The sequence below is a fragment of the Chelatococcus sp. XZ-Ab1 genome (assembly GCF_029309855.1).
In the GTDB taxonomy this organism is placed as follows: domain Bacteria; phylum Pseudomonadota; class Alphaproteobacteria; order Rhizobiales; family Beijerinckiaceae; genus Chelatococcus_A; species Chelatococcus_A sambhunathii.
Genome location: NZ_JARKII010000005.1, coordinates 17605 through 40960, shown reverse-complemented (window position 1 = coordinate 40960; position 23356 = coordinate 17605). Strand labels below are relative to the sequence as shown.

Annotated in this window: 28 protein-coding genes; 18 read left to right on the top strand and 10 right to left on the bottom strand. The window is 67.9% G+C overall.

Annotated features, from left to right (window positions below; translation table 11 throughout):
- Positions 1-104 precede the first annotated feature (104 nt).
- Positions 105-476, top strand: a complete 372-nt coding sequence (locus tag P2T65_RS09410) for a response regulator (protein WP_055458085.1) — start codon at positions 105-107, stop codon at positions 474-476.
- Positions 477-494: 18 nt separating this feature from the next.
- Positions 495-1880, top strand: coding sequence for a PleD family two-component system response regulator (locus P2T65_RS09405; RefSeq protein WP_276199655.1), 1386 nt, complete (start codon positions 495-497; stop codon positions 1878-1880).
- Positions 1881-2256: 376 nt separating this feature from the next.
- Here P2T65_RS09405 and rpmG read toward each other — a convergent pair whose 3' ends face one another.
- The gene (gene rpmG, locus P2T65_RS09400) at positions 2257-2424 is read right to left on the bottom strand and encodes a 50S ribosomal protein L33 (protein ID WP_055458087.1); all 168 of its coding nucleotides are present in this window, start codon (positions 2422-2424) and stop codon (positions 2257-2259) included.
- A 232-nt stretch (positions 2425-2656) separates the two neighbouring features.
- A complete protein-coding gene (locus P2T65_RS09395; protein ID WP_063185137.1) occupies positions 2657-3013 on the bottom strand; it encodes a DUF1236 domain-containing protein in 357 nt (118 codons plus the stop codon).
- A gap of 147 nt (positions 3014-3160) precedes the next feature.
- Here P2T65_RS09395 and P2T65_RS09390 point away from each other — a divergent pair, with 147 nt between their 5' ends.
- The 4 genes from P2T65_RS09390 (at position 3161) to dprA (ending at position 7491) form a co-directional block, all read left to right on the top strand.
- Complete coding sequence (locus tag P2T65_RS09390; protein WP_055458467.1) at positions 3161-4114, top strand: aspartate carbamoyltransferase catalytic subunit; 954 nt, start codon at positions 3161-3163, stop codon at positions 4112-4114.
- A gap of 13 nt (positions 4115-4127) precedes the next feature.
- The gene (locus P2T65_RS09385) at positions 4128-5447 is read left to right on the top strand and encodes a dihydroorotase (protein WP_071923886.1); all 1320 of its coding nucleotides are present in this window, start codon (positions 4128-4130) and stop codon (positions 5445-5447) included.
- 85 nt (positions 5448-5532) lie between these two features.
- On the top strand, positions 5533-6147 hold the full coding sequence (plsY, locus tag P2T65_RS09380; RefSeq protein ID WP_063185132.1) for a glycerol-3-phosphate 1-O-acyltransferase PlsY: 615 nt from the start codon (positions 5533-5535) through the stop codon (positions 6145-6147).
- A 105-nt stretch (positions 6148-6252) separates the two neighbouring features.
- Positions 6253-7491 carry a DNA-processing protein DprA gene (gene dprA / locus P2T65_RS09375; RefSeq protein WP_071923885.1) on the top strand — a complete coding sequence of 413 codons (1239 nt, stop codon included), beginning with the start codon at positions 6253-6255 and terminating at the stop codon, positions 7489-7491.
- Between the two features lie 12 nt (positions 7492-7503).
- Here dprA and P2T65_RS09370 read toward each other — a convergent pair whose 3' ends face one another.
- The 3 genes from P2T65_RS09370 to P2T65_RS09360 form a co-directional block, all read right to left on the bottom strand.
- Positions 7504-7632: a hypothetical protein gene (locus P2T65_RS09370; RefSeq protein WP_276199654.1), complete on the bottom strand. Its 129-nt coding sequence runs from the start codon at positions 7630-7632 to the stop codon at positions 7504-7506.
- Between the two features lie 307 nt (positions 7633-7939).
- Positions 7940-8443 (bottom strand): Holliday junction resolvase RuvX, encoded by a 504-nt coding sequence (gene ruvX, locus P2T65_RS09365; RefSeq protein ID WP_063185126.1) that lies wholly within the window; start codon positions 8441-8443, stop codon positions 7940-7942.
- A gap of 35 nt (positions 8444-8478) precedes the next feature.
- A complete protein-coding gene (locus P2T65_RS09360) occupies positions 8479-8943 on the bottom strand; it encodes a hypothetical protein (protein WP_055458093.1) in 465 nt (154 codons plus the stop codon).
- Between the two features lie 125 nt (positions 8944-9068).
- Between P2T65_RS09360 and P2T65_RS09355 the strand changes: the two genes are divergently transcribed.
- From P2T65_RS09355 to P2T65_RS09335, 5 genes are all read left to right on the top strand, one after another.
- Positions 9069-9767: a metal-dependent hydrolase gene (locus tag P2T65_RS09355; RefSeq protein WP_276199653.1), complete on the top strand. Its 699-nt coding sequence runs from the start codon at positions 9069-9071 to the stop codon at positions 9765-9767.
- A gap of 148 nt (positions 9768-9915) precedes the next feature.
- The gene (locus P2T65_RS09350) at positions 9916-10278 is read left to right on the top strand and encodes a hypothetical protein (protein WP_055458095.1); all 363 of its coding nucleotides are present in this window, start codon (positions 9916-9918) and stop codon (positions 10276-10278) included.
- A gap of 104 nt (positions 10279-10382) precedes the next feature.
- Positions 10383-10670, top strand: coding sequence for an Asp-tRNA(Asn)/Glu-tRNA(Gln) amidotransferase subunit GatC (gene gatC / locus P2T65_RS09345; RefSeq protein ID WP_055458096.1), 288 nt, complete (start codon positions 10383-10385; stop codon positions 10668-10670).
- Between the two features lie 61 nt (positions 10671-10731).
- Positions 10732-12213: an Asp-tRNA(Asn)/Glu-tRNA(Gln) amidotransferase subunit GatA gene (gene gatA, locus P2T65_RS09340; RefSeq protein ID WP_276199652.1), complete on the top strand. Its 1482-nt coding sequence runs from the start codon at positions 10732-10734 to the stop codon at positions 12211-12213.
- 2 nt (positions 12214-12215) lie between these two features.
- A complete protein-coding gene (locus P2T65_RS09335; RefSeq protein ID WP_055458468.1) occupies positions 12216-12515 on the top strand; it encodes a chorismate mutase in 300 nt (99 codons plus the stop codon).
- A 39-nt stretch (positions 12516-12554) separates the two neighbouring features.
- Here the strand turns inward: P2T65_RS09335 and P2T65_RS09330 are convergent, their stop codons facing one another.
- A complete protein-coding gene (locus P2T65_RS09330; protein WP_055458098.1) occupies positions 12555-12812 on the bottom strand; it encodes a YjhX family toxin in 258 nt (85 codons plus the stop codon).
- 405 nt (positions 12813-13217) lie between these two features.
- On the opposite strand from P2T65_RS09330, the gene gatB reads away from it, so the two are divergent.
- From gatB to P2T65_RS09315, 3 genes are all read left to right on the top strand, one after another.
- Positions 13218-14702, top strand: coding sequence for an Asp-tRNA(Asn)/Glu-tRNA(Gln) amidotransferase subunit GatB (gene gatB / locus P2T65_RS09325; RefSeq protein ID WP_276199651.1), 1485 nt, complete (start codon positions 13218-13220; stop codon positions 14700-14702).
- Entirely contained in the window at positions 14699-15673 is a 975-nt protein-coding gene (locus P2T65_RS09320) for a GNAT family N-acetyltransferase (RefSeq protein WP_276199650.1), read from the top strand. Before gatB ends, P2T65_RS09320 begins: the two co-directional genes overlap by 4 nt.
- 73 nt (positions 15674-15746) lie before the next feature.
- Complete coding sequence (locus P2T65_RS09315) at positions 15747-16205, top strand: GNAT family N-acetyltransferase (protein ID WP_055458101.1); 459 nt, start codon at positions 15747-15749, stop codon at positions 16203-16205.
- A gap of 10 nt (positions 16206-16215) precedes the next feature.
- Here the strand turns inward: P2T65_RS09315 and P2T65_RS09310 are convergent, their stop codons facing one another.
- Positions 16216-16491: a hypothetical protein gene (locus P2T65_RS09310; protein WP_055458102.1), complete on the bottom strand. Its 276-nt coding sequence runs from the start codon at positions 16489-16491 to the stop codon at positions 16216-16218.
- Between the two features lie 317 nt (positions 16492-16808).
- Between P2T65_RS09310 and P2T65_RS09305 the strand changes: the two genes are divergently transcribed.
- Complete coding sequence (locus P2T65_RS09305) at positions 16809-17519, top strand: glutathione S-transferase N-terminal domain-containing protein (RefSeq protein WP_055458103.1); 711 nt, start codon at positions 16809-16811, stop codon at positions 17517-17519.
- Between the two features lie 109 nt (positions 17520-17628).
- Here the strand turns inward: P2T65_RS09305 and P2T65_RS09300 are convergent, their stop codons facing one another.
- The gene (locus tag P2T65_RS09300) at positions 17629-18084 is read right to left on the bottom strand and encodes a DUF2147 domain-containing protein (protein ID WP_276199649.1); all 456 of its coding nucleotides are present in this window, start codon (positions 18082-18084) and stop codon (positions 17629-17631) included.
- Positions 18085-18255: 171 nt separating this feature from the next.
- Here P2T65_RS09300 and ndk point away from each other — a divergent pair, with 171 nt between their 5' ends.
- From ndk to P2T65_RS09285, 3 genes are all read left to right on the top strand, one after another.
- Positions 18256-18678 carry a nucleoside-diphosphate kinase gene (gene ndk, locus P2T65_RS09295; RefSeq protein WP_055458105.1) on the top strand — a complete coding sequence of 141 codons (423 nt, stop codon included), beginning with the start codon at positions 18256-18258 and terminating at the stop codon, positions 18676-18678.
- 130 nt (positions 18679-18808) lie between these two features.
- A complete protein-coding gene (locus tag P2T65_RS09290; protein ID WP_276199648.1) occupies positions 18809-20914 on the top strand; it encodes a molybdopterin oxidoreductase family protein in 2106 nt (701 codons plus the stop codon).
- Between the two features lie 25 nt (positions 20915-20939).
- The gene (locus tag P2T65_RS09285; RefSeq protein ID WP_141659654.1) at positions 20940-21299 is read left to right on the top strand and encodes a hypothetical protein; all 360 of its coding nucleotides are present in this window, start codon (positions 20940-20942) and stop codon (positions 21297-21299) included.
- A 237-nt stretch (positions 21300-21536) separates the two neighbouring features.
- Here the strand turns inward: P2T65_RS09285 and purN are convergent, their stop codons facing one another.
- The gene (gene purN, locus P2T65_RS09280) at positions 21537-22217 is read right to left on the bottom strand and encodes a phosphoribosylglycinamide formyltransferase (protein ID WP_055458108.1); all 681 of its coding nucleotides are present in this window, start codon (positions 22215-22217) and stop codon (positions 21537-21539) included.
- Positions 22214-23287, bottom strand: a complete 1074-nt coding sequence (gene purM, locus P2T65_RS09275) for a phosphoribosylformylglycinamidine cyclo-ligase (protein ID WP_055458109.1) — start codon at positions 23285-23287, stop codon at positions 22214-22216. Before purM ends, purN begins: the two co-directional genes overlap by 4 nt.
- Positions 23288-23356 lie beyond the last annotated feature (69 nt).

Genomic DNA, 23356 nt, shown 5'->3' with positions numbered 1-23356 from the left:
CATCAACGGGTGGGCTGCTATCTCTAGCATCGATCGCACAGGGAAGTGAGAGCCCGCCTGTCCTTCGCGGATGGAGCGGGCCCGCCGCGCAAGAGGCGTCGCATATGCCGAAGACCGTTCTCATCGTCGAAGACAACGACCTGAACATGAAGCTGTTCAGCGATCTCCTCGAGGCCCACGGCTATGCGACCCTCAAGACCGCCAGCGGCGTGGAGGCGATGGAAATCGCCCGCGCGAACCGGCCGGACCTCATTCTCATGGACATTCAGCTGCCTGAAGTCTCCGGTCTTGAGGTGACGAAATGGCTGAAGCAGGACGCGGAGCTGAAGGCAATCCCCGTCATTGCCGTCACTGCCTTCGCCATGAAGGGCGACGAGGAGCGCATCCGGGAGGGGGGCTGCGAGGCTTATCTCTCCAAGCCGATTTCGGTCGCAAAATTTCTGGAAACCGTCAGAAACTATCTCGACGCCGCCTGAGACGAGCCATATCGCGCCATGTCCGCCCGGATCCTCGTAGTTGACGATACGCCGACCAACGTGAAGCTGCTTGAAGCGCGGTTGACGGCAGAATATTTCGAGGTCCTCACCGCCTCGAGCGGGCCGCAGGCGCTCGCCCTCTGCGCCGAGGGCCTGTGCGATATCGTGCTGCTCGACGTCATGATGCCCGGCATGGACGGGCTTGAGGTCTGCCGCCGGCTCAAGCACGACCCGGCAACGGCCCATATCCCCGTCGTCATGGTGACGGCGCTCGATGAGCCGAGCGACCGTCTGAGCGGCCTTGAGGCCGGCGCCGACGACTTCCTCACGAAGCCGGTCGACGATCTCGCCCTCATCGCGCGCGTGCGTAGCCTCGTGCGCCTGAAGACCCTCACCGACGAATTGCGCAACCGGGTGCTGGCCTCGCGCGGGCTCGGCATCGTCGACGATCCGTTGGGGGGAGCCACGCTCGAGACCGGGCGCGATGCACAGGTCCTCGTCGTCGAGGACCGGCCGGAGACGGCGGTACGGATGGAGGCGGCGCTCGCCGTTGATCACGCCGTCTGTGTCGTCGCAACGCCGGCGGAGGCGCTCGCGCGGGTGGCGGAGGAGGATTTCGACGTCTTCATCGTCAGCCTCGGCCTGGCCGGGGCAGACGGGCTTCGCCTGTGCAGCAACCTGCGGGCGATGGAGCGTTCACGCAACGCGGTTGTCCTGATGGTGGCCGACGAGAGCCAGCGACCTGCTATCCTGCGCGGGCTCGACATTGGAGTGCACGACTATCTGCTGCGGCCGGTGGAGCACAGCGAACTCGTGGCGCGCGTGCGCACCCAGGTGCGCCGCAAGCGCTATGCCGACAGCCTGCGGGCCAGCGTGCAGGCTTCGCTCGCGCTGGCGGTGCTCGATCCGCTGACGGGTCTGTACAATCGCCGGTATCTCGACGGGAAGCTGCGCACCGCTTTCACCCAGGCGCGGGAGAGTGGCGACGACCTGTCGCTGCTGCTGCTCGACATCGACCGCTTCAAGCTGATCAACGACGGCTTCGGCCACGACGTCGGCGACGAGGTCCTGCGCGAATTCGCCCGGCGTGTGCAGACCCATACCCGCGGCATCGATACGGTCTGCCGCTTCGGAGGCGAGGAGATCGTCGTCATCGTGCCGGGAACGCCGCTCGAAGCTGCCGAGGCCGTCGCCGAGCGGGTCCGGATACGGGTCGAGGGAGAGCCCTTCATCGTGCAGCGCGGCAAGATCGCGCTCGACGTGACCGTCTCCATCGGTGTCGCCAGCCTTCTGCCCGGCGACGGCTCGATCCAGGCGCTCTTCAAGCGGGCCGACATGGCCCTCTACCGGGCGAAGGCCGCAGGCCGCAACCGCGTGGTGGCCGCTGCGGGAGAGGCAGCGTAGGACGCTCGCTCGGAGCGCTTAACCGTGCGCGCAGGTTTGCACCCGTTGAGCCAATTCCGCGATTGCATTCTGGCGCCGCGGATGTAGGTTGTCGGCATGCGAGGCCGCTGGCCCGCAGAAAGTTTCCCTACGGATGCTCAGGTCCGCCGCATCTCCTGGGTCCCGTGGGGTTCGGCCGGCACGGAAGCGGTTACGTGGCCTCCTCGAACCCGCTTCCGGCCGGCCACCTGATTGCTCCGGACTTGCATGCCGGTTTTGCGGTCGTGCCGGCCGGAATCAGAAAGGCGCCCGACGGGCGCCTTTTTATCAGGAGCAGACTTTCGTGGCGCCGCAGGCGGGGCGAGCCCTGCCGCCTCCGGCGCCGGCCTCGCCCGGTTCACTTGATCTTGTGTTCCTTGAACTCGACGTGCTTGCGCGCCACCGGGTCGTACTTCTTGATGGCGAACTTGTCGGTCATCGTGCGGGTATTCTTCTTCGTCACGTAGAAATAGCCCGTGTCGGCGGTCGAGACGAGCTTGATCTTGATCGTCGTAGCCTTGGCCATGGCGGCACCTCTTCAGGCGGGGCTGCTGTGGCAAGCCCGTCGCGAAAAACCAAAAGGGCCGGAGTCGCCCGGCCGTTCGGCTCGGGAGATGCAGCATTCCGCAGCGGAAGTCAAGGCTGCCGGCTGCCGCAAACGATGGGACCGGCGACAGGGGTCGCCGGTCCTCTCTCGCGTTGCGGCGTTCCTGGCGGGCAGCCGGGGCATCGGGTGTCATCCGACGCAGGCCGGCGTGTCAGTCGGCCGCTTCCAGGACGCGCACGACCCGACGGGTCGAGGGGTCGACCACGAGAATCTCGTTCTCAGTGGTCACGTACTCGTAGTCGCGCAGGCTGGGAGCCGTCTCAATAATCTCGGGTGAGAAGTCGTGGAGCACGACGTCCGGCGGCAATTCGGCACCAACGGTGATCTGACGCTCAAGAACGATCGGCGCCGGACGGCGCTCGATCACGTAGCGGCGAACGACTGTCTCCTGTTCCGGCGCGATCTCGATCGTCGGTCCTGTCGTCTCGATGACGGTCGTCTGCGCCATGGCTGCTGTCATGCCCGCAGCAAGGAGTGCGGACGCGAGCAGATAAGGTAGGCGTGTCATTCTTAACTCTCCTTTTCGCCCCGTGAACAAACGCCCCGGGCCGCGGCTGGTTCCCGGGCCGCTCGGGTGCGGGCGAGGCGCAGGATGAGGGTGTGGCGAGAGCGTGTTGCCGAATGGCCCGACTCCGCCTATAGCGGTGGCTTCAAGATGACAGCCACAGCCGCTCCCCGCCCGAGCTTTCCCCACCGGCATCTGCTGGGGATCGAGGGTCTTTCGCCGCTCGACATCACCGCCCTGCTCGACATGGCCGATGAGGCCGTGGAGGTGAGCCGGCAGGTCGAGAAGAAGCGCACCACCTTGCGCGGGCGCACGCAGATCAACCTCTTCTTCGAGCCCTCGACGCGCACGCAGTCGTCCTTCGAGCTCGCGGGCAAGCGCCTCGGCGCCGACGTGATGAACATGTCGGTCTCCTCCTCCTCGGTGAAGAAGGGCGAGACGCTGATCGACACGGCCGCGACGCTGAATGCCATGCGGCCGGACATCATCGTCGTGCGCCACCATGCCGCGGGGGCGGTGCATCTCCTCGCGCGCAAGGTCGACTGCGCCGTCATCAATGCCGGCGACGGCGCCCATGAACATCCGACGCAGGCGCTGCTCGACGCGCTCACCATCCGCCGCAACAAGGGGCGGATCGAGGGGCTGATCGTCGCCATCTGCGGGGACGTGCTGCATTCGCGCGTGGCGCGCTCCAACATCATCCTGCTGCAGGCGCTCGGCGCGCGCGTGCGCTGCGTCGGGCCCTCGACGCTGCTGCCGTCCGGGCTCGAACGCTTCGGCGTCGAGGTCTTCACGGACATGCGCAAGGGGCTGGCGGATGCCGACATCGTGATGATGCTGCGCCTGCAGCGGGAGCGCATGAACGGCTCCTTCGTGCCGTCGGTGAAGGAATATTTCCGCTTCTTCGGCCTCGACCGCGAGAAGCTCGCCTATGCGAAGCCCGACGCCCTTGTCATGCATCCGGGGCCCATGAACCGGGGCGTCGAAATCGATTCGGAGGTGGCCGACGGCGCCCAGTCGCTCATCCGCGAGCAGGTGGAGATGGGGGTCGCCGTGCGCATGGCGACGCTCGAGGCGCTGGCGCGCAACCTTCCGAACGGATGAGGGGGCAGGACCGATGAAGACCCCCACGACACAAGCGCGGGCCCTCGTTTTCACCAATGCCCGCCTCGTCGATCCCGCGAGCGGGCGCGAGGCGGCAGGGGCGCTTCTCGTCGAGAACGGCGTCATCGCGGACGTCGCCTGGGACGAGCCCGGCCGCGCCGGCCCGGCGGAGGCCGAGGTGGTCGACTGCGGCGGGCGTGTGCTGGCGCCGGGCCTCGTCGACATGCGCGCCTTCGTCGGCGAGCCGGGGGCCGAGCACCGCGAGACGCTGAAGACGGCGAGCGAGGCTGCGGCGGCCGGCGGCGTCACCACTGTCGTCTGCATGCCCGATACGGACCCCGTGGTCGACGAGCCGTCGATCGTCGATTTCCTGCTGCGCCGCGCGCGCGACACGGCCGTCGTCAACATTCACCCCGCGGCCGCCCTGACGAAGGGCCTCGAAGGGCGGGAGATGACCGAGTTCGGCCTCCTCATGGAGGCGGGAGCCGTGGCCTTCACGGACGGGGCGCGCTCCGTCACCAATGCCCAGGTGATGCGCCGGGCGCTCACCTATGCGCGGGATTTCGGCGCGCTCATCCTGCACCACACGGAGGATCCCGACCTCGTCGGTAGCGGCGTCATGAACGAGGGCGAGCTCGCGAGCCGCCTGGGCTTGCCGGGCGTGCCGCGCGAGGCCGAGATCATCATGCTGGAGCGGGACCTGAGGCTCGTGCAGCTGACAGGCGCGCGCTATCACGCCGCCATGGTGTCCTGCGCCACCTCCATCGCGCTCATCGAGCGGGCGAAGGCCGACGGCCTGCCCGTCACCTGCGGCGTGTCGATCAACAATCTCACCCTCAACGAGAGCGACATCGGCGACTACCGCACCTTCCTCAAGCTCTCGCCGCCGCTGCGCTCGGAGGAGGACAGGCTCGCCGTGGTCGACGCGCTGGCACGCGGCGTCATCGACGTCGTCGTCTCCGACCACAACCCGCAGGACGTGGAGACGAAGCGGCTACCCTTCGCCGAGGCGGCGGACGGGGCGATCGGCCTCGAGACCATGCTGTCGGCGGGGCTGAGGCTCGTCCATGCCGGCCATATCGGCCTTGCCCGCCTGCTCGCGGCCATGGCGAGCCAGCCAGCCGCGCTGCTCGGCTTGCCGGCCGGGCACCTCGCGGCAGGGGCGCCGGCCGATCTCATCCTCATCGACCCCGACGAGCCCTATGTGCTCGACAAGGCGGCCCTGCACTCGCGCTCCAAGAACTCGCCCTTCGACGAGGCGAGGCTCGAGGGGCGCGTGCTGCAGACCTTCGTCGCCGGTCGCAAGGTCCACGACGCATCGCCCGCTTCCTGATGTCCGCGGCAGGGCTTGCGGCCTTTTCGCGCTGCCCGCCCGCGTGCAACATCGGAATCGACGGAACCACAACCGAGGCTGCCCCATGCCCGAAGCGATGAACTGGTCGCTCGCCTGGCCCTATTTTCTCGCTGCGCTCGTCTTCGGCTACCTGCTGGGATCGATCCCGTTCGGTATCCTGCTCACGCGCCTGACCGGCGCCGGTGACCTGCGCAGCATCGGCTCGGGCAATATCGGCGCGACCAACGTGCTGCGCACGGGGCGCAAGGGCCTTGCGGCGGCGACGCTCCTCGGCGACATGCTCAAGGGCACCGCCGCCGTGGTAGTGGCCGCGCAATGGGGGCCTAACACGGCGCTCCTCGCCGCGCTCGGCGCCTTCCTCGGCCATCTCTATCCCGTCTGGCTGCGTTTTCGCGGCGGCAAGGGGGTCGCCACCTTTCTCGGCTGCGCGCTCGGCCTCAAGCCGCTCGTGGCGCTCGTCTTCGCACTCGTGTGGCTGGCGAGCGCCTTTTTGACCCGCTATTCCTCGCTGTCCGCGCTGCTGGCGAGCCTCGCGACCGTCGCGGCCTTCTTCCTGCTCGGCGAGCGGCAGATGGGCGAACTCGCGGTCGTCCTCGTGCTGCTGCTGTGGTGGGCGCACCGGGGCAACATCGTGCGGCTGGTCAAGGGCACCGAGGGCAAGATCGGTCAGAAGGGCTGAAGGCTGCATCGCCCCGGGCGCTGCAACCTTGGCTTGCGTCCGGCGCAGCCGCCGGGCAGTCTCACTCCGTTCAGCGGCGCCGCGTGCCGGCGTGGCCTCAAGGAGATGGGCATGAGCGGATTTCGCCTCGACGACGAGCAGCGCCTCGACTGGCTGCAGCTGCTGCGCAGCGAGGGCATCGGGCCGCGCACCTTCCGCACGCTCATCGGCCGCTATGGCACTGCCGCCGCCGTTCTTCAGGCCCTGCCGGAGCTCGGCCGCCGCCGCGGTCGTCCCATCCGCATGGCGTCGCGCGCCGAAGCCGAGCGGGAGATGGCGCAGGCGCAGCGGTTGGGCGTGCGTTTCGTGGCGCCGTCCGAGCCGGATTATCCGCTGACGCTGAGGGCCATCGACACGGCGCCGCCGCTCATCGGCCTGCGCGGCAACGCTGCCCTGTTCGCGCGGCCGATGGTCTCCATCGTCGGCTCGCGCAATGCCTCCGCGGCCGGCCTCAAGTTCACCCAGCGCCTTGCGCGCGAACTGGGGGAGGCGGGGTTCGTCGTGGTGTCGGGGCTTGCCCGCGGCATCGACACGAGCGCCCATAACGCGAGCCTCGCCACGGGCACGGTCGCCGTCCTCGCCGGTGGGCATGACCGGCTCTACCCGGCCGAGAACGCATCACTGCTCGACGAGATCGTCGCGCGCGGCGTCGTCGTGTCGGAAATGCCGATGGGGTGGGAGCCGCGCGGGCGGGATTTTCCGCGCCGCAACCGGATCGTTTCGGGCCTGTCGCTCGGCGTCGTCGTGGTCGAGGCGGCGCGGCGCTCCGGCTCGCTCATCACCGCCCGGTTCGCGCTGGAGCAGGGGCGGGAGGTGTTCGCCGTCCCCGGCTCGCCGCTCGACCTGCGAGCCGAGGGTACCAATGATCTCATCCGCGAGGGGGCGACGCTCTGCGCGAGCGCTGAGGATGTTGTGCGGGGGCTTGCGCCGCTCGTCGCGAAGCCACCCTCGGGCGACCTAGGGCTGATGGACGCGACTCGCGAGCGGGCGGATCAGGATCCGCTGTGGGACGAACTGGACCTCGACGCGCTGGATGGCGAACCTCTCCGTCCGGAGGGGGAGATAGTCTTGGACATGACCGCGGATCGGCCGGCCGGCAACTATGCCGCGTCGTTCAATGGCGGCGAGACGGCGAGGGACGACATGGGGCGCGTCGTCGGGCTCCTGGGCGCCACGCCCGTCTCGGTCGACGACCTCGTGCGGGCATCCGGGCTGTCGATCCGCTCGGTCCAGCTCGTGCTGTTCGAGCTCGAGCTTGCCGGCAAGCTCGTGCGCCACGGCGGCAACGCCGTATCGCTCGCCTGAAGGCGATACCAGTCAGTCGACAGCTTCCAGCCGGCTCAGCGCGCCGAGTGCCTCGATCCGGGCCATTTCGAGAAAATAGCCCAGGGTGTCGAGCCGTGCCGCGCGCGACATCATCGCCAGTTCGCCACTGAGTTGTGCCACGTAGCTTAGAAGCTCCTGACGGTCATCCCGGAGCGGCTGGGCGGCGGGCCGAGACGCGCGACTTACAGTGCCAGACCGTTCCGGCTGGCGCCGGCCGCCGGTGTGGACGATGGAAAGTTCGGACCTGTTGCGTTTGATATCGCTTGTCATATGCACGATCTGCAACCGACGTTAGCATGAATTGATTATATGCAACCAGTGAATGCATCCTTACCACAGCTGATATACGAAGGCGATGGGTAAAACGCTGCGCATGCTCGCCTTTCACGCAGCGGCCGGGGCAGCCGCTGCAGCGCGCGAGGGTCGTTCAGGCGTCGCCGTCGCGTTCCGTCATGGCCGTGCGGCGCGCCATCGCCAACCGATCGAGCGCGCCCTGCAGGATGTAGCTCGCCGCCATCTTGTCGACGAGATCGGAGCGACGGGCGCGTGAGGCATCGGCCTCGAGCAAGGTGCGGGTGACGGCGGCGGTCGTCAGGCGCTCGTCCCACAGGGCGACGGGCAGGGGAAGATGTGCCGCGAGGTTGCGGACGAAGGCGCGCGTCGCCTGGGCGCGCGGTCCTTCCGATCCGTCCATGTTGAGCGGCAGGCCGATGACGAATCCGCCGACGCCGTGCCTGGTGGCGAGTTCCACGAGCCGCTTCACGTCCGTGGAGAACTTGGTGCGCTTGATCGTCTCGAGGGGCGAGGCGATGCTGCGGCCGACGTCGGACAGCGCGAGGCCGATCGTCCGGGTGCCGAGGTCGACGCCGATGAGGCGCTGCCCGCGCGGGAGGGCGTCGAGGTCGGCCAGGGGAACGATCAGGGTGCTCATCGCCGGTCTGGTAGCATGGCAGGGACACGGGGTCATCAGGCCCGCGAGCGCCGCAGGACGGCGAGGATGAGCGCAGCCATGGCGAGCACCTGGAGGAACGCGCCGGCAGCGTGGGAGAATTCCCACTGGCGGCGCAGGATTTCCCAGTTCTCTGGCACGAATGTCCAGTTCCGCGTCGCTGCATTGGCCGGATAGGTCCAGGTCCAGAAGACGGCCTGAGCGCCGATGACAGAGGCGATCGCGACCAGCACCGGCGACAGGACACGCGGCTCGCGGCGCGCCATGACGGCGAGGGCCGCCATGGAGAGCAGTTCGACGAGGATCAGGAAGCCCAGGAGGCTCCAGCCCCTGTAAGCCTGCTGCACGACGAAATAGTCCGCGGCCGGCAGACCGATCTTGTTGGGCAGCTCGAGGAGATGCGCCATGGCGGGGCCGAGGGCGAGCGCCGTCGCTAGCATCGCAACGAAGAAGACGACATCATGAGCTGTTGGATATCGCATTGGATTCTCCCGTCCGGCGGCCGGCAGTCCTTCCACAACAGGGGGCAGATGCGCATGTTCCGCCAGGAGGTGCCGAGAATGCGCCACGGGATGGGAAAAGCAACTGAAGGACAACGGAGCAGACGATGAAGATCACCTGGTACGGGCATTCGGCCTTCCGCCTCGACTTCGGCGGCAGGGGCGTGCTCATCGATCCCTTCTTCACGGGCAACCCGGCCTTCACCGGCAACGTCGACGAGATCGTCGCGGGCGTGTCGCACATCCTGCTCACCCACGGGCACGGTGATCATGTGGGTGACGCGCTCGACATCGCCAAGCGCACGGGCGCGACGGTCGTCACGAACTATGACCTGTGCATGTGGCTTGCCTCGCAGGGACTCGAGAAGTTCGATCCGATGAACACAGGCGGCACCACCCACCAGCCGGGATTTTCCGTCACCCTCGTGCGCGCCGACCATTCGGCAGGCATGGGCGAGGCGGGCGTCAACGTTCCGCTTGGCAACCCCAACGGCCTCATCGTTAAGCCGGAGGGCGGGCCGGTCGTCTATCACATGGGCGACACGGACATCTTCGGTGACATGCAACTCATCGCCGAGATCCACGCGCCGAAGATCGCCATGGTGCCGATCGGCGACCGTTTCACCATGTCGCCCACGACCGCCGCGCTCGCCGTGCGCCGCTTCTTCAAGCTCGACGCCGTCATTCCCTGCCACTACGGCTCCTTCCCGATCATCGAACAGACGGCGGACAAGTTCGTCGCGGCGATGCAGGGGCACGCGACGCGCGTCGTCGTGCCGGAGCGCAACGTGGCCTTCGCAGTGTAGGGGCTCGGGTTCGCCTTGATGCGGCAGTCGCGTGACGAACGGCATTCGGCTATGGTGGCAAAGCGGTTCGCGGTGCCCGTCAAGGTCGGGTGCCGCCACGCCGCAGGCGATGAAGAGGCGGTCGCAAGCGATGCCCGATGATCGTGCGATGAGCGGTTTTGAGCCGATTCCGGCAGAGGCGGTGGTGCGTCTGCCGCGCAGCCTGCTGCAACCGATGGTGTCAGTGCCTGTGTCCCAAATGCCCGTCGCCGATCCGGCACCTGCCGTTGTCGTCCCACCCGGCGAGCGAGACACACCGCACGCCATTGCGGCCGGGACGCTTAGCGACAAGGACCGGCGGGACGACAACGTCACCCATCTCGAACCGCGCCGGCGGCCGCCTTATTTCGGCCGGCGCGACTGGACGAGTCTCGCCATCGGCGCCATCGCGGTCCTTGGCGTCGGCGCCCTGGTGGCTCGGCTCCATGCCTCCGGCTGGTCGGGCTTCGCGGAGATGTTCGCGAGGCCCTGAGCCCGCCGGGCAGCGGGTTGCCGGGGCGAAGGGCAGGGTGCTATAGCCCGGCGCAATGGCGGTGTTCCGCACCGTCCTCCCGCAATCCATTCAGGTCCGGTCCCATGTCCGTCGACGAGAAGACCGTGCGCCGCATCGCGCACCTTGCACGCATCGCCGTCACCGACGCGGAGGTGCCTCATCTGCAGGGCGAACTCAACGCCATCCTCGCTTTCGTCGAGCAACTCGGCGAGGTCGATGTCGAGGGTGTCGAGCCGATGACATCGGTGACGCCGATGGTCATGAAGAAGCGGGCCGATGCCGTGACCGACGGCGGCTATCCGGAGAAGATCGTGGCCAATGCGCCCATGAGTGAAGACAACTTCTTCATGGTGCCGAAGGTGGTCGAATAGGCCGCAGCCGAATGTTGAGCGGGTGGCCGCCGCGTGGCCACGACGACGAGAGAGCGATAACGTGACCGATCTCACCGATCTTTCCCTCGCCGAGGCGCGCGAGGGGCTTAAGGGCAGGCGCTTTTCCGCCACCGAGCTGACCCGGGCGCATCTTGCCGCCATGGAGAAGGCCGAGGCGCTCAACGCCTATGTGCTGGCAACGCCGGACAAGGCGCTCGCCATGGCGGCCGAGAGCGACCGGCGCATCGCGGCCGGCGAGGCAGGGCCGCTCGAGGGCATTCCGCTCGGCGTCAAGGATCTGTTCGCCACCGAGGGCGTGCGCACGACAGCCTGCAGCGCGATCCTCGACAACTTCCACCCACCGTACGAATCGACGGTGACGCACCAGCTCTGGCGCGACGGCGCGGTGATGCTCGGCAAGCTCAACAACGACGAGTTCGCCATGGGCTCGTCGAACGAGACATCGGCCTTCGGCCCGGTGGTAAACCCATGGCGCCGCAAGGGATCGAACGTGAAGCTCGTGCCCGGCGGCTCCTCCGGCGGATCGGCAGCGGCCGTTGCGGCGCGCCTGTGCCTGGGTGCCACGGCAACCGATACGGGTGGCTCCATCCGCCAGCCGGCAGCCTTCACCGGCACCGTCGGTATCAAGCCGACCTACGGCCGCTGCTCGCGCTGGGGCATCGTTGCCTTCGCCTCGTCGCTCGACCAGGCGGGCCCGATCGCCAAGACGGTGCGCGACAGCGCCATTCTGCTGCGCTCCATGGCCGGCCACGACCCGAAGGATACGACCTCCGCCGACCTGCCGGTGCCGGATTTTGAGGCGGCGGTGACGCGCGGCGTCAAGGGCCTCAGGATCGGCATCCCGAAGGAATATCGCCTCGACGGCATGCCGACGGAGATTGAGGCGCTTTGGCAGAATGGCGCCGAGTGGCTGAAGGCGGCCGGCGCGGAGATCGTCGAGGTGTCGCTGCCGCATACGAAATATGCGCTGCCGGCCTATTACATCGTGGCGCCGGCGGAGGCCTCGTCGAACCTAGCCCGCTACGACGGCGTGCGCTACGGCCTGCGCGTGCCGGGCAAGGATATCGTCGAGATGTACGAGAAGACCCGCGCCGCCGGCTTCGGCCGCGAGGTCAAGCGCCGCATCATGATCGGCACCTACGTGCTCTCGGCCGGCTATTACGACGCCTATTACCTGCGCGCCCAGAAGGTGCGCACGCTGATCAAGCGCGACTTCGAGCAGGCCTATGCCAGCGGCGTTGACGCCATCCTCGCGCCGGCAACACCCTCATCGGCCTTCGGCCTCGGTGAGAAGGCGGATGCTTCGCCCGTGGAGATGTATCTCAACGACGTCTTCACCGTGACGGTGAACATGGCCGGCCTGCCGGGCATCGCCGTGCCGGCGGGGCTGGGCGCGCAGGGCTTGCCACTCGGGCTGCAACTGATCGGCCGGCCCTTCGACGAGGAGACGCTCTTCGCCGCCGGCCAGGTGATCGAGGATGCGGCCGGCCGCATGGCGCTGCCGGAGGCGTGGTGGGCGTGAGCATGGCTGCGGACGAGGCACGGGCCGCAACGGCGCTTGCCCCGCTCAGGGCCGAGATCGATGCCATCGACGCCGATCTCGTGGCGCTCATCGCCAAGCGCATGGCAGTCGTCGAGCGCGTCATCGCCGTCAAGCGCGCCGCGGGCATCCCGGCGCTGCTCAACGACCGGGTGGAGGAGGTGGCTGCCCACGTGCGCCACAGGGCCGCGGCGCTCGGCGCCCCGCCGGACCTCGCCGAGACCGTTTGGCGCGCGATGATGGACTGGATCATCACCTACGAAGACGAGAAGCTCGGACAATGAGGCTGCCCCAGGACCGCCGTGATCCGTCCCGGGGCTTCTTCATCTGTTGTCGGGGCGGCTGCGCACAGCCGTAAGGCCGAGCCGCGTGATGCGGTAGGGACCGCCGCCGGCCGACGCGATGAGGCGCCGCCGTCGCAGGCTCTTGAACATGTCGAGCGTGCAGGCGCTCATCAGCCAGCCCTCGCGGGTGAGACATTCGATCTCGACGAGCCGCCCGTCGTCGTCCTTGTAATGGCGGATCTGGCCGCCCTGTGCGAGCGTATGCAGCACGCGCTGCTCGGTGCGTGAGACGTTCACTGGAAAACTCTGGCGTGATGCCGGCGGCCCTTCGGGCTAATGCTCCCCGTCGTCATGGCCGGGCTTGTCCCGGCCATCCACGTCTTTGATGTTGCGAGAACTTTTCAAGGCGTGGATGCCCGCGACAAGCACGGGGCATGAGGGGCAGATGAGGGCCGTCGGCAGGACAGCAGGGAACCGGACGCACGTCGGCATCCGGTCGGTTGACCGGTCGCCCGCTCTCGTGGAGCGGGCCTCAGCGGGTCTCGGCGTTCCTGCGCATACACTCTCCAGTGACGGCCGGTTCTTAGCCGCCGGGAGGCGTCGGGTCAACGATGCAGGCGTTTGGCGCGGCTTCGGCACTTGACGTGGCGGCTGCGGCGGGCCAAGCGAAGGGCGAGAAGTCAGGACGAGGTTTACGACGCGATGAACGCGCACGCGCGACCGGCAGATGCGAAGAAGCTGATCAAGGGCGCCACCGGCGACTGGGAGGTCATCATCGGCATGGAGATCCATGCGCAGGTGTCATCGCAGTCTAAGCTCTTCTCCGGCGCCTCGACCGCGTTCGGCGGTGAGCCCAACGATCACGTCTCGCTCGTCGATGCGGCGATGCCCGGCATGCTGCCGGTCATCAACGAGGAATGCGTCAAGCAGGCGATCCGCACCGGCCTCGGCCTGAAGGCGCGGATCAACCTGACATCTGTCTTCGACCGCAAGAACTACTTCTATCCCGACCTGCCGCAGGGCTATCAGATCAGCCAGTACAAGAGCCCCATCGTGGGCGAGGGCGAGGTCTTGGTGGATATGCCCGACGGCGAGCAGATCAGCGTCGGCATTGAGCGCCTTCATCTCGAGCAGGATGCCGGCAAGTCGCTGCACGATCAGCATCCGAGCATGAGCTTCGTCGATCTCAACCGCTCGGGGGTGGCGCTGATGGAGATCGTGTCGAAGCCCGACCTGCGCTCGTCCGAGGAAGCCAAGGCCTATGTGACGAAGCTCAGGACCATCCTGCGCTATCTGGGCACTTGCGACGGCGACATGGAGAAGGGCTCGCTCCGGGCGGATGTCAACGTCTCCGTGCGCCGGCCGGGCGAGCCCTTCGGCACGCGCTGCGAGATCAAGAACGTCAATTCCATCCGCTTCATCGGCCAGGCCATCGAATATGAGGCGCGCCGCCAGATCGCCATCCTCGAGGATGGCGGCGTCATCGACCAGGAGACGCGCCTTTTCGACGCGAACAAGGGCGAGACGCGGTCCATGCGCTCGAAGGAGGAGGCGCACGACTACCGCTATTTCCCCGATCCGGACCTGCTGCCGCTCTCCTTCGACCGGCCCTACGTGGATGATCTCGCGCAGCACCTGCCTGAACTGCCCGACGAGAAGAAGGCCCGCTTCATCAAGGACTACGGCCTGTCGGCCTATGATGCGGGCGTGCTCGTGGCCGAGCGGGAGACGGCCGATTTCTTCGAGGCGGTGGCCAGGGGGCGCGACGGCAAGACGGCCGCCAACTGGGTGATCAACGAGCTCTTCGGCCGCCTCAACAAGGAGGGGCTCGACGTGGCGCGCTCGCCGGTCTCGGCCGAGCAGCTCGGCGCCATCGTGGAGCTCATCGGCGAGGGCGTCATCTCCGGCAAGATCGCCAAGGACCTCTTCGAGATCGTCTGGAGCGAGGGTGGCGACCCGCGTAAGATCGTCGAGGAGCGCGGCCTGAAGCAGGTGACCGACACCGCCGCCATCGAGGCGGCGATCGACGCCGTGATCGCCGCCAATCCGGACAAGGTGGAGCAGGTCAAGGCCAAGCCCACCATGCTCGGCTGGTTCGTCGGCCAGGTGATGCGCGCAACCGGCGGCAAGGCCAACCCGCAGGCGGTGAACGACATCCTCAAGGCCAAGCTCGGGATTGCGGAGTGATCCTCGTCCGTCCTGCCAGCCGCGGCGACATCGCGGCCGTCAGCGCGCTCCTGGCGCGGACGTGGCACGACACCTACGACGCGATCCTCGGCGCGGACAGCGTCGCGGCCATCACCCGCGAGTGGCATGCGCCAGACCGGCTGGCGGACGAGATCGGCCGGCCCGGCCACGCCTTCTTCGTCGCCGAGACGGCCGGGGCGCTCGCCGGCACGGCGAGCGTCACGGATCGCGGCGACGGGATCGTCTCGATCGACCGGCTCTACGTCGCCCCGGAAGCGCAGGGCCAGGGCATCGGGCGGGCGCTCTTCAGCGCCGCCGTGCGGGCCTTCCCCAAAGCTTCCGTCATTCGGCTGGAGGTTGAGGAGAATAACGCAAGGGCTTGCCGGTTCTATGAAAAGCGTGGCCTGTCCGCGATAGGTCATCGCGCCGACTGCGGCGGCTGCGGCAACGCCGTCGTCTATGAGGGCCGCGGCGTCGCCGCATTGCGTGGCGGGCTCGTGCTGCGGCCGGTGCGCGACGGGGATGCGCAGGACCTTTTCGGGCTGCTCTCCCTGTGCTTCGCCGAATATCCGGGCTGTTTCGTCGATCCGCACGGGGACCTGCCGGATCTCGTCCATCCGGCCCGCAGCTTCGCCGACAAGGGCGGCGCCTACTGGGTGGTCGAAGACCCCGCCGGGCGTGTCGGCGCCTGCGTGGGCGTCGATTTCCCGGCCGCCGGAACCGCCGAGCTGCACCGGCTCTACGTGCGGCCCGATTTGCGCGGCAGTGGCCTCGGCCGCCGGCTCGTGGACCATGTCGAGGCCCATGCGGCCGCGCTCGGCGCTCAGCGGATGATGCTATGGTCCGACACGCGCTTCACCACTGCACATCGGCTCTACGAGCGGCTCGGCTACCGGCGGGCCGGCGAGATCCGTGCGCTGGGCGACATCTCCAACAGCAGCGAATTTTTCTTCGAGAAACCCCTTGTCTGAGACGGATCCCGTCCCTTTCTTCCCCGTCGAGCGGGAAGGACGGCCCCGCTCGCGTCAATGCGGAGACGCAATCGTGTCTGAGATCCTGATTCGCCGGGCTTCGGAGGCCGACCTCGAGGCGATCGTGGGCTTGCACGCGGCCGACGAACTCGGCGGCCATGGGGACCAGTGGACGGCGGCGACGCAACCGGCCTATCGCGAGGCGCTGCGTCGCATCGCCGACAGCCCCGACAACGAGCTCTACGTCACAGTGAGCGATGCCGAGGTCATCGGCTCCTTCCAGCTGACCTTCGTGCCGGCGATCACCAACCGCGGCACCTTGCGTTGTGTGCTCGAGGCCGTGCAGGTCAGGGGTGACCAGCGCTCGCGTGGCGTCGGCGCCATGATGGTCGCCTTCGCCGAGGGCCGCGCGCGGGCGCGCGGCGCCGGCATCGTGCAGCTCACCTCCAACAAGCGGCGGCTCGACGCCCACCGCTTTTACGAGCGGCTCGGCTACAAGCGAAGCCACGAGGGTTTCAAGAAGATCCTATAGGCGCGCCGCGTCAGCGCTTGGCCTGCTTCATGCAGGCGCTGGAGAACTCCCGCCACGTGCGGCTGCCGGTATTGCCGGCGGCCTTCAGAGCGCGCCACTCGGCGCCGCAGGTCTTCATGCGCTCGCGTGCGGCGAGCTGGCCGGGCGTGGGCGCACGCTTTTCCTTCGTCGCGGTCTCCTTCGCCTCGACGGCGCCGGCGGGCGAGGGGGTGGCAACGATGACGATCGACAGCGCGAGGCAAGTGGCGGCAAGGCAGGCACGGGCAAGGCGGGCGAAGGTCGCCATGGCAATGAACTCCTGAAAAAGAGGGTCGGAAACAATCGGAAGGCTGACAACGTTACGGCCAAACGGCCGCATGCCAGATTGCGCACCAGAGCCGCGATTTATGCAAGCCCCGATGAGCCCGGATCGATCGATTTTCCGCGGCACGCCATTGACGCCGGCCCAGGCGGCGGCGCCGCTCGCTTCCGCGGTGGAGCCTTGACACGGATGTGCGCCAGCGCCTTATCGACTCTGATGTGCGCCAGCGCACTTGGCCTGGCCGCAGCGTCGGCCTAGACGAATAATGGAACGCTCGTTCACGAAAGAGGAGCCTGGGTCTGATGACCATCGCACAGAGCAAGCCGATTGACCTCTACTACTGGCCGACGCCGAACGGCTGGAAGATTTCGATCATGCTCGAGGAATGCGGGTTGCCCTATGTCGTGCATTCCGTGAACATCGGCAAGGGCGACCAGTTCAAGCCGGAGTTCCTCGCCATTTCGCCGAACAACAAGATGCCCGCCATTGTCGATCACGACGGGCCCGGCGGCGAGCCCATATCGGTCTTCGAGTCCGGCGCAATCCTGCAATATCTCGGGCGCAAGACCGGCCAGTTCTATCCAACCGACGAGCGCAAGCGCGTCGAGGTGGAGCAGTGGCTGTTCTGGCAGATGGCAGGCCTCGGGCCCATGGCCGGGCAGACGCACCATTTCCGCATCTATGCGCCGGAGAAGATCCCCTACGCCATCGATCGCTACACCAACGAGACCAACCGTCTCTACGGCGTCATGAACAAGCGCCTCGCGGACCGCGAATTCCTTGCCGGCGAGTATTCGATCGCTGACATCGCTTGCGTCGGATGGGCGAAGCTCTGGGACCGGCAGGGACAGGACATCGCCGAGTTCCCGCACCTGAAGCGCTGGCTCGATACGGTGCTGGCCCGTCCTGCCGTGCAGAAGGGCCTCGCCGTCAATTCCGAGGATCGTGGCAAGGTCGACCTATCCAAGGACAAGGAGGCGCAGGCCATCCTTTTCGGCCAGCGCGCGCGCTGAGGCGCGACATCCCTTTTTTCTTCCGGACTACGCCGCGGCGCGGAGGGCACCGCACGATGGCGGGAGGCGGAAGCGGGTGCTGCTTCCGCCATGCTCCTCATTGGGGGCGTCAGCGCGCGCGGGTCCAGCGCTGCTCCTTGCAGATGAGGCCGCCCATGACGCAGCCTTCCACCTTGACCTCGGTGGCGCTCACGGGGGTGAGGAAGGCGGTGTAGGTCTTGCCGTCCTCGGCGTTGTAGATCTCGCCCTTCCAGCGGCCGGAGTCCTCACGGCTCATGCCGAGCAGGACCGGCACGCCGATGAGCGGGCGGTTGCGCTTGCTCGCATCGACGTTGCGCTCGTCGCGCTTCGGCTGGCCGGCTTCGTCGTTCGGCTCGCGCAGCCAGACGATGGTGCCGCACAGCTTGGCGCCGCAACTGGCGATGTTGACACGCGCCTTGCCGCCTTGGGTGAGCCACTGGCCGTTGACCTCCTGCGCCGATGCGGCAGGCGCAGCGAGGGTGAGGCCGATCAGGCCGGCGAGAGACGCAACGTTCGTTCCGAGGCTCCTTGCTGCGTGCTTCATTCTGTCCTCCCTGGGGAAGGCGAGCTTACGGACAGTCGGCCGCTCCGGCCAAGTGCGCCTTTCGCTCTATTGACGCAGGCAGCGCAACCGTGGGGCGGCTTGTGCACTGCGGCGTCGGCGGCTATAAGCCCCGCACCTCATTCAACCTCCAGCGAGCGAAACGAGCGACCGATGGCCCTCGAGCGTACCTTTTCCATCATCAAGCCCGACGCGACCGAGCGCAACCTGACCGGCGCCATCAACGCCGTCATCGAGAAGGCGGGCCTGCGCATCGTCGCCCAGAAGCGCATCCGCATGACCCGGGAGCAGGCCGAGACCTTCTACGCCGTGCACAGGGAGCGCCCCTTCTTCGGCGAACTCGTCGACTTCATGGTCTCCGGCCCGGTCGTCGTGCAGGTGCTCGAGGGGGAGGGCGCCATCGCCAAGTACCGCGAGGTGATGGGTGCAACCAACCCGGCCAACGCCGCCGAGGGCACCATCCGCAAGCTCTTCGCCAAGTCCGTAGGCGAGAACTCGGTGCATGGCTCGGATGCGCCGGAGACGGCGGCGGTGGAGATCGCCCAGTTCTTCGCCGGCAACGAGATCGTCGGCTGACACCTCAGTCGCGCGTGATGCCATGACGAAAGGGCGGGCCTCGGCTCGCCTTTTTTCATGGGGCGCGCACTCGACAGGGCCGGGGTGCTCCCGGCATGATCGCAGGCCGTAACGCAGCTTTCGTGGAACGATGACCGTCCAGCCGAAGATCACCCGCGGGCATTCCGCCTGTCCGCACGACTGCCCCTCCACCTGCGCGCTCGACGTGGAGGTGATCGACGGCAAGACAATCGGCCGCATCCATGGCTCGCGCGACAACAGCTACACGGCCGGTGTCATCTGCGCCAAGGTGGCCCGCTATGCCGAGCGCATCCACCATCCCGACCGGCTGCTTTACCCTTTGAAGCGCACCGGCCCGAAAGGATCAGGCCGGTTCGAGCGCATCTCCTGGGACGAGGCCCTCGACACGGTGGCCGAGCGCTTCCGCGCCGTAGAGGCCGAATATGGCGCGGAAGCCGTTTGGCCCTATTACTACGCCGGCACCATGGGCCTCGTGATGCGGGACGGCATCAACCGCCTGCGCCACGTCAAGAAATACTCCGGCCAGTTCTCGACCATCTGCACCACCTCGGCCTGGACGGGCTACATCGCCGGCACGGGGCTGCTCGCCGGCGCCGATCCGCGTGAGATGGCGAAGTCCGACTGCGTCGTCATCTGGGGCACCAATGCGGTGCACACCCAGGTCAACGTGATGACCCACGCCCTGCGCGCCCGCAAGGAGCGGGGGGCGAAGATCGTCGCCATCGACATCTACATGAATGCGACGATGAAGCAGGCCGACATGGCGCTGCTGGTCAAGCCCGGCACGGACGGGGCGCTCGCCTGCGCCGTCATGCACGTGCTCTTCCGCGACGGTCATGCGGACCGAGCCTATCTCGCGCAATATACCGACTGCCCCGAGGAGCTCGAGGCGCATCTCAAGACGCGCACGCCCGAATGGGCCGCGGCCGTCACGGGCCTTGCGGTCGAGGAGATCGAGGCCTTCGCCAGGCTCCTCGGCGAGCGGCCGCGGGCCTATTTCCGCCTCGGCTACGGCTTCGCGCGCCAGCGCAACGGCTCGGTCAACATGCATGCCGCGCTCTCGGTGCCCGCGGTGCTCGGCGCCTGGCAGTACGAGGGCGGCGGCGCCTTCCACAGCAACAGCGGCGTCTATGGGTGGCGCAAGACCATGATCGAGGGGCTCGATGCCCTCGATCGCTCGGTGCGCCAGCTCGACCAGTCGCAGATCGGGCGCGTGCTGACGGGGGATGCGGAAGCGCTGCGCGGCGGCGGGCCGGTGAAGGCGCTCCTCATCCAGAACACCAATCCTGTCTCGGTGGCGCCCGAGCAGGAGCTGGTGAAGCGCGGCTTCGCCCGCGAGGACCTGTTCGTCTGCGTGCATGAGCAGTTCATGACCGAGACGGCGCTGATGGCGGACATCGTGCTGCCGGCGACGATGTTCCTCGAGCACGACGACCTCTACCAGGCGGGCGGCCAGCAGCACATCCTGCTCGGGCCGAAGCTGGTCGAGCCGCCGGGCGAGTGCCGCTCCAACCACGAGGTCATTGCCGCGCTGGCCGAACGGCTCGGCGCCGAGCATCCGGGCTTCGCGATGAGCCCGCGCGAATTGATCGACTGGACGCTGGAGAACTCGAAGCGCGGCCGGCTCGCCGAGCTCGAGGAAAACAAGTGGATCGACATCCAGCCGCCGTTCCGGCACGCGCACTTCCTCGACGGCTTCAACTGGCCGGACGGCAAGTTCCGCTTCAAGCCGGACTGGACGAAGGTGCCGGCGCCGCGCAGCGGTCTCTTCGGTCCGCACGAGCACCTGCCGGCCCTGCCGGACCACTGGACCGCGATCGAGACGGCGGACGAGCGCCATCCCTTTCGCCTCGCCACGAGCCCGGCGCGCAACTTTCTCAACTCCTCCTTCACCGAGACGCCGACCTCGGCGCAGAAGGAGGGCGGCCGGCCGGAGCTGTTCATTCATCCGCAGGACGCGGCGGCGAGCGGCATCGAAGATGGCATGCTCGTTGCGATCGGCAATTCGCGCGGCACGGTGCGGCTCCATGCGCGCCTCTATGACGGGGTGCGGCGCGGCGTGCTCATCGCGGAATCGATCTGGCCCAACGCCAGCTTCGTGGACGGCAGGGGCATCAACACGCTGACCGGCGCCGACCAGGTGGCGCCCTACGGCGGCGCGGCCTTCCACGACAACCGCGTCTGGCTCCGACGGGCGGAGCAGATTCGGGCGTAAGGTCTCGACTAGAAGGAGGTTGATCGTGCGTCTTGCGACTGTTTCGGGTGCATTCGTGTTCGCGGTCGCGATGACCGCCGCCTTGCCAGCGCTTGCTTCCGGAACGACGGCACCCTTGCCGCCGCCCGACCCGACGGCCGCCAATCTCTCGCCGGCGCAGATCCGCGAACGGGCCTATGACGCCTGCCTCGTCACCCAGGCGAAGATCATGGCCACGCCGCGCGAGACGCTGCGTGAGCCCTGCCGCTGCTATGCCCGCCGCACCATCGCGGCGATGACGCAGGACGAAATCGCCGCTTTCCGCCAGACCGGCTACTTCAACGACAGCGCGCGTGGAAAGGCGCTCGAAGCGCTCGACGCCTGCAATCTCAGACGGCCTATCTGATCCCGGTCGGTGCGCTCCGGCTCGCCGGCGCCGCAGCCGGCCGTCTTGGATCGTTCAGGACTCTGTTCAGGTTCCGATATGCGGACGTGCACTGCGACGATCAACCGTCCTCGCCGTCATGCCCGCGCCTGTTGCGGGCATCCACGCCCTGACGTCGTGCGACGCTGAAGGCGCGGATGGCCGGGGCGTGCCCGGCCATGACGTGGGGAAGGCCGGCACGCTCGTCGTTCCTGGAGTTCACCCCGGAATCGGCGGGCTGACAAGCGCCTCGTGGGTGGTGAATTCCGCTGCCGGCGGGCCGGCGATGCGGCCGTCAGCGTCGAGCGCGACGGCGCCCGAGGCGACGAGCGCGAGGGCGGCCGGGTAGATGCGGTGCTCCTGCGTGAGAACGCGCGTGGCGAGGCTCGTGGGCGTGTCGCCCGGCACCACCGGCACGGCTGCCTGCATGACGGCCGGGCCGGCGTCAAGCTCCGGCACCACGAAATGCACGGTGCAGCCGTGCAGGCGCACGCCCTCGGCGAGCGCGCGGGCGTGAGTGTCGAGGCCGCGGAAGGCGGGCAGCAGGGAAGGGTGGATGTTGAGCATCCGCCCCGTCCAGCGCTCGACGAACCACGGCGTCAGCACGCGCATGAAGCCGGCGAGGCAGACGATGTCGATGCCGGCCGCGCGCAGGGTCTCGTCCAGAATGCGCTCGAAGGCCGCCCGGTCCTTGCCGTGTGGCTTATGGTCGACGACCGCCGTCGGGACGTTCGCCTCCACGGCCACGGCGAGCCCGGCTGCATCGGGCCGGTTGGACAGGACGAGCGCGATCGTCGCCGGAAAGGCCGGATCGGCGGCTGCCGCGATCAGCGCCGTCATGTTGGAGCCGCGACCGGAGATGAGCACGGCCACGCGCTTCTTGGTCGGGGCGGCGGTCACAGGACGAGATGTCCCGTTGTCGCCACCCGCTCGGTGCCCTCGGCGGCCATGACGACCTCGCCGAGCCGGCAGACCGTCTCGCCGGCGTCGGCGAGGTGGCCGACGACAGCATCGGCCTCGTCCGCCGCGGCGATGACGACCATGCCGATACCGCAGTTGAAGGTGCGCAGCATCTCCGCCTCGGCAATGCCGCCCGCGTGGGCCAGCCAGCCGAAGACCGGCGGAGCCGCGATGGCGGAGAGGTCGAGCCTGACGCCGAGCCCTTTGGGCAGGACGCGCGGGATGTTGTCCGGAAAGCCGCCGCCGGTGATGTGGGCGAGACCCTTGACGGCGGCGCCGGCCTTCAGCGCGGCGAGGACGGAGCGCACATAGATGCGCGTCGGTGCCAGCAGCGCCCGGCCGAGCGGCGTCCCGGGCGCGAAGGGGGCATCGTCCTCCCAGCCGAGGCCAGTGGTCTCGACCACCTTGCGCACCAGCGAGAAGCCGTTCGAGTGAACGCCCGAGGAGGCGAGGCCGAGCACGACGTCGCCCGCGCCGATATCGGGCCGGGGCAGGAGCATGCCGCGCTCGGCGGCGCCGACGGCGAAGCCGGCAAGATCGTAGTCGCCCTGCGCATAGAGGCCGGGCATCTCGGCCGTCTCGCCGCCGATCAGCGCGCAGCCGGCGATGCGGCAGCCCTCGGCGATGCCCTTGACGATGGCGACGCCCGCCTCCGGCTCGAGCTTGCCGGTGGCGTAATAGTCGAGGAAGAAGAGCGGTTCGGCACCCTGCACCACGAGGTCATTGACGCACATGGCGACGAGATCGATGCCGACGGTGTCGTGGATGCCGGTGTCGATGGCGATCTTCACCTTTGTGCCGACGCCGTCGTTGGCCGCAACGAGGATCGGATCGCGAAAGCCTGCCGCCTTCAGATCGAAGAGGCCGCCGAAGCCGCCGATCTCGGTGTCGGCGCCGGGGCGCTTCGTGGCGCGCACGAGCGGCTTTATGGCCTCGACCATGGCGTTGCCGGCATCGATGTCGACGCCGGACTGGGCATAGGTGAGACCGTTCTTCGGGGGCTTCTGCATCGTGACCAGGCTCCGGGGCGCGCGCCGCACGCTCTTTAAGTCCGGGCAGTACGATGCCGGGCGCCGCTG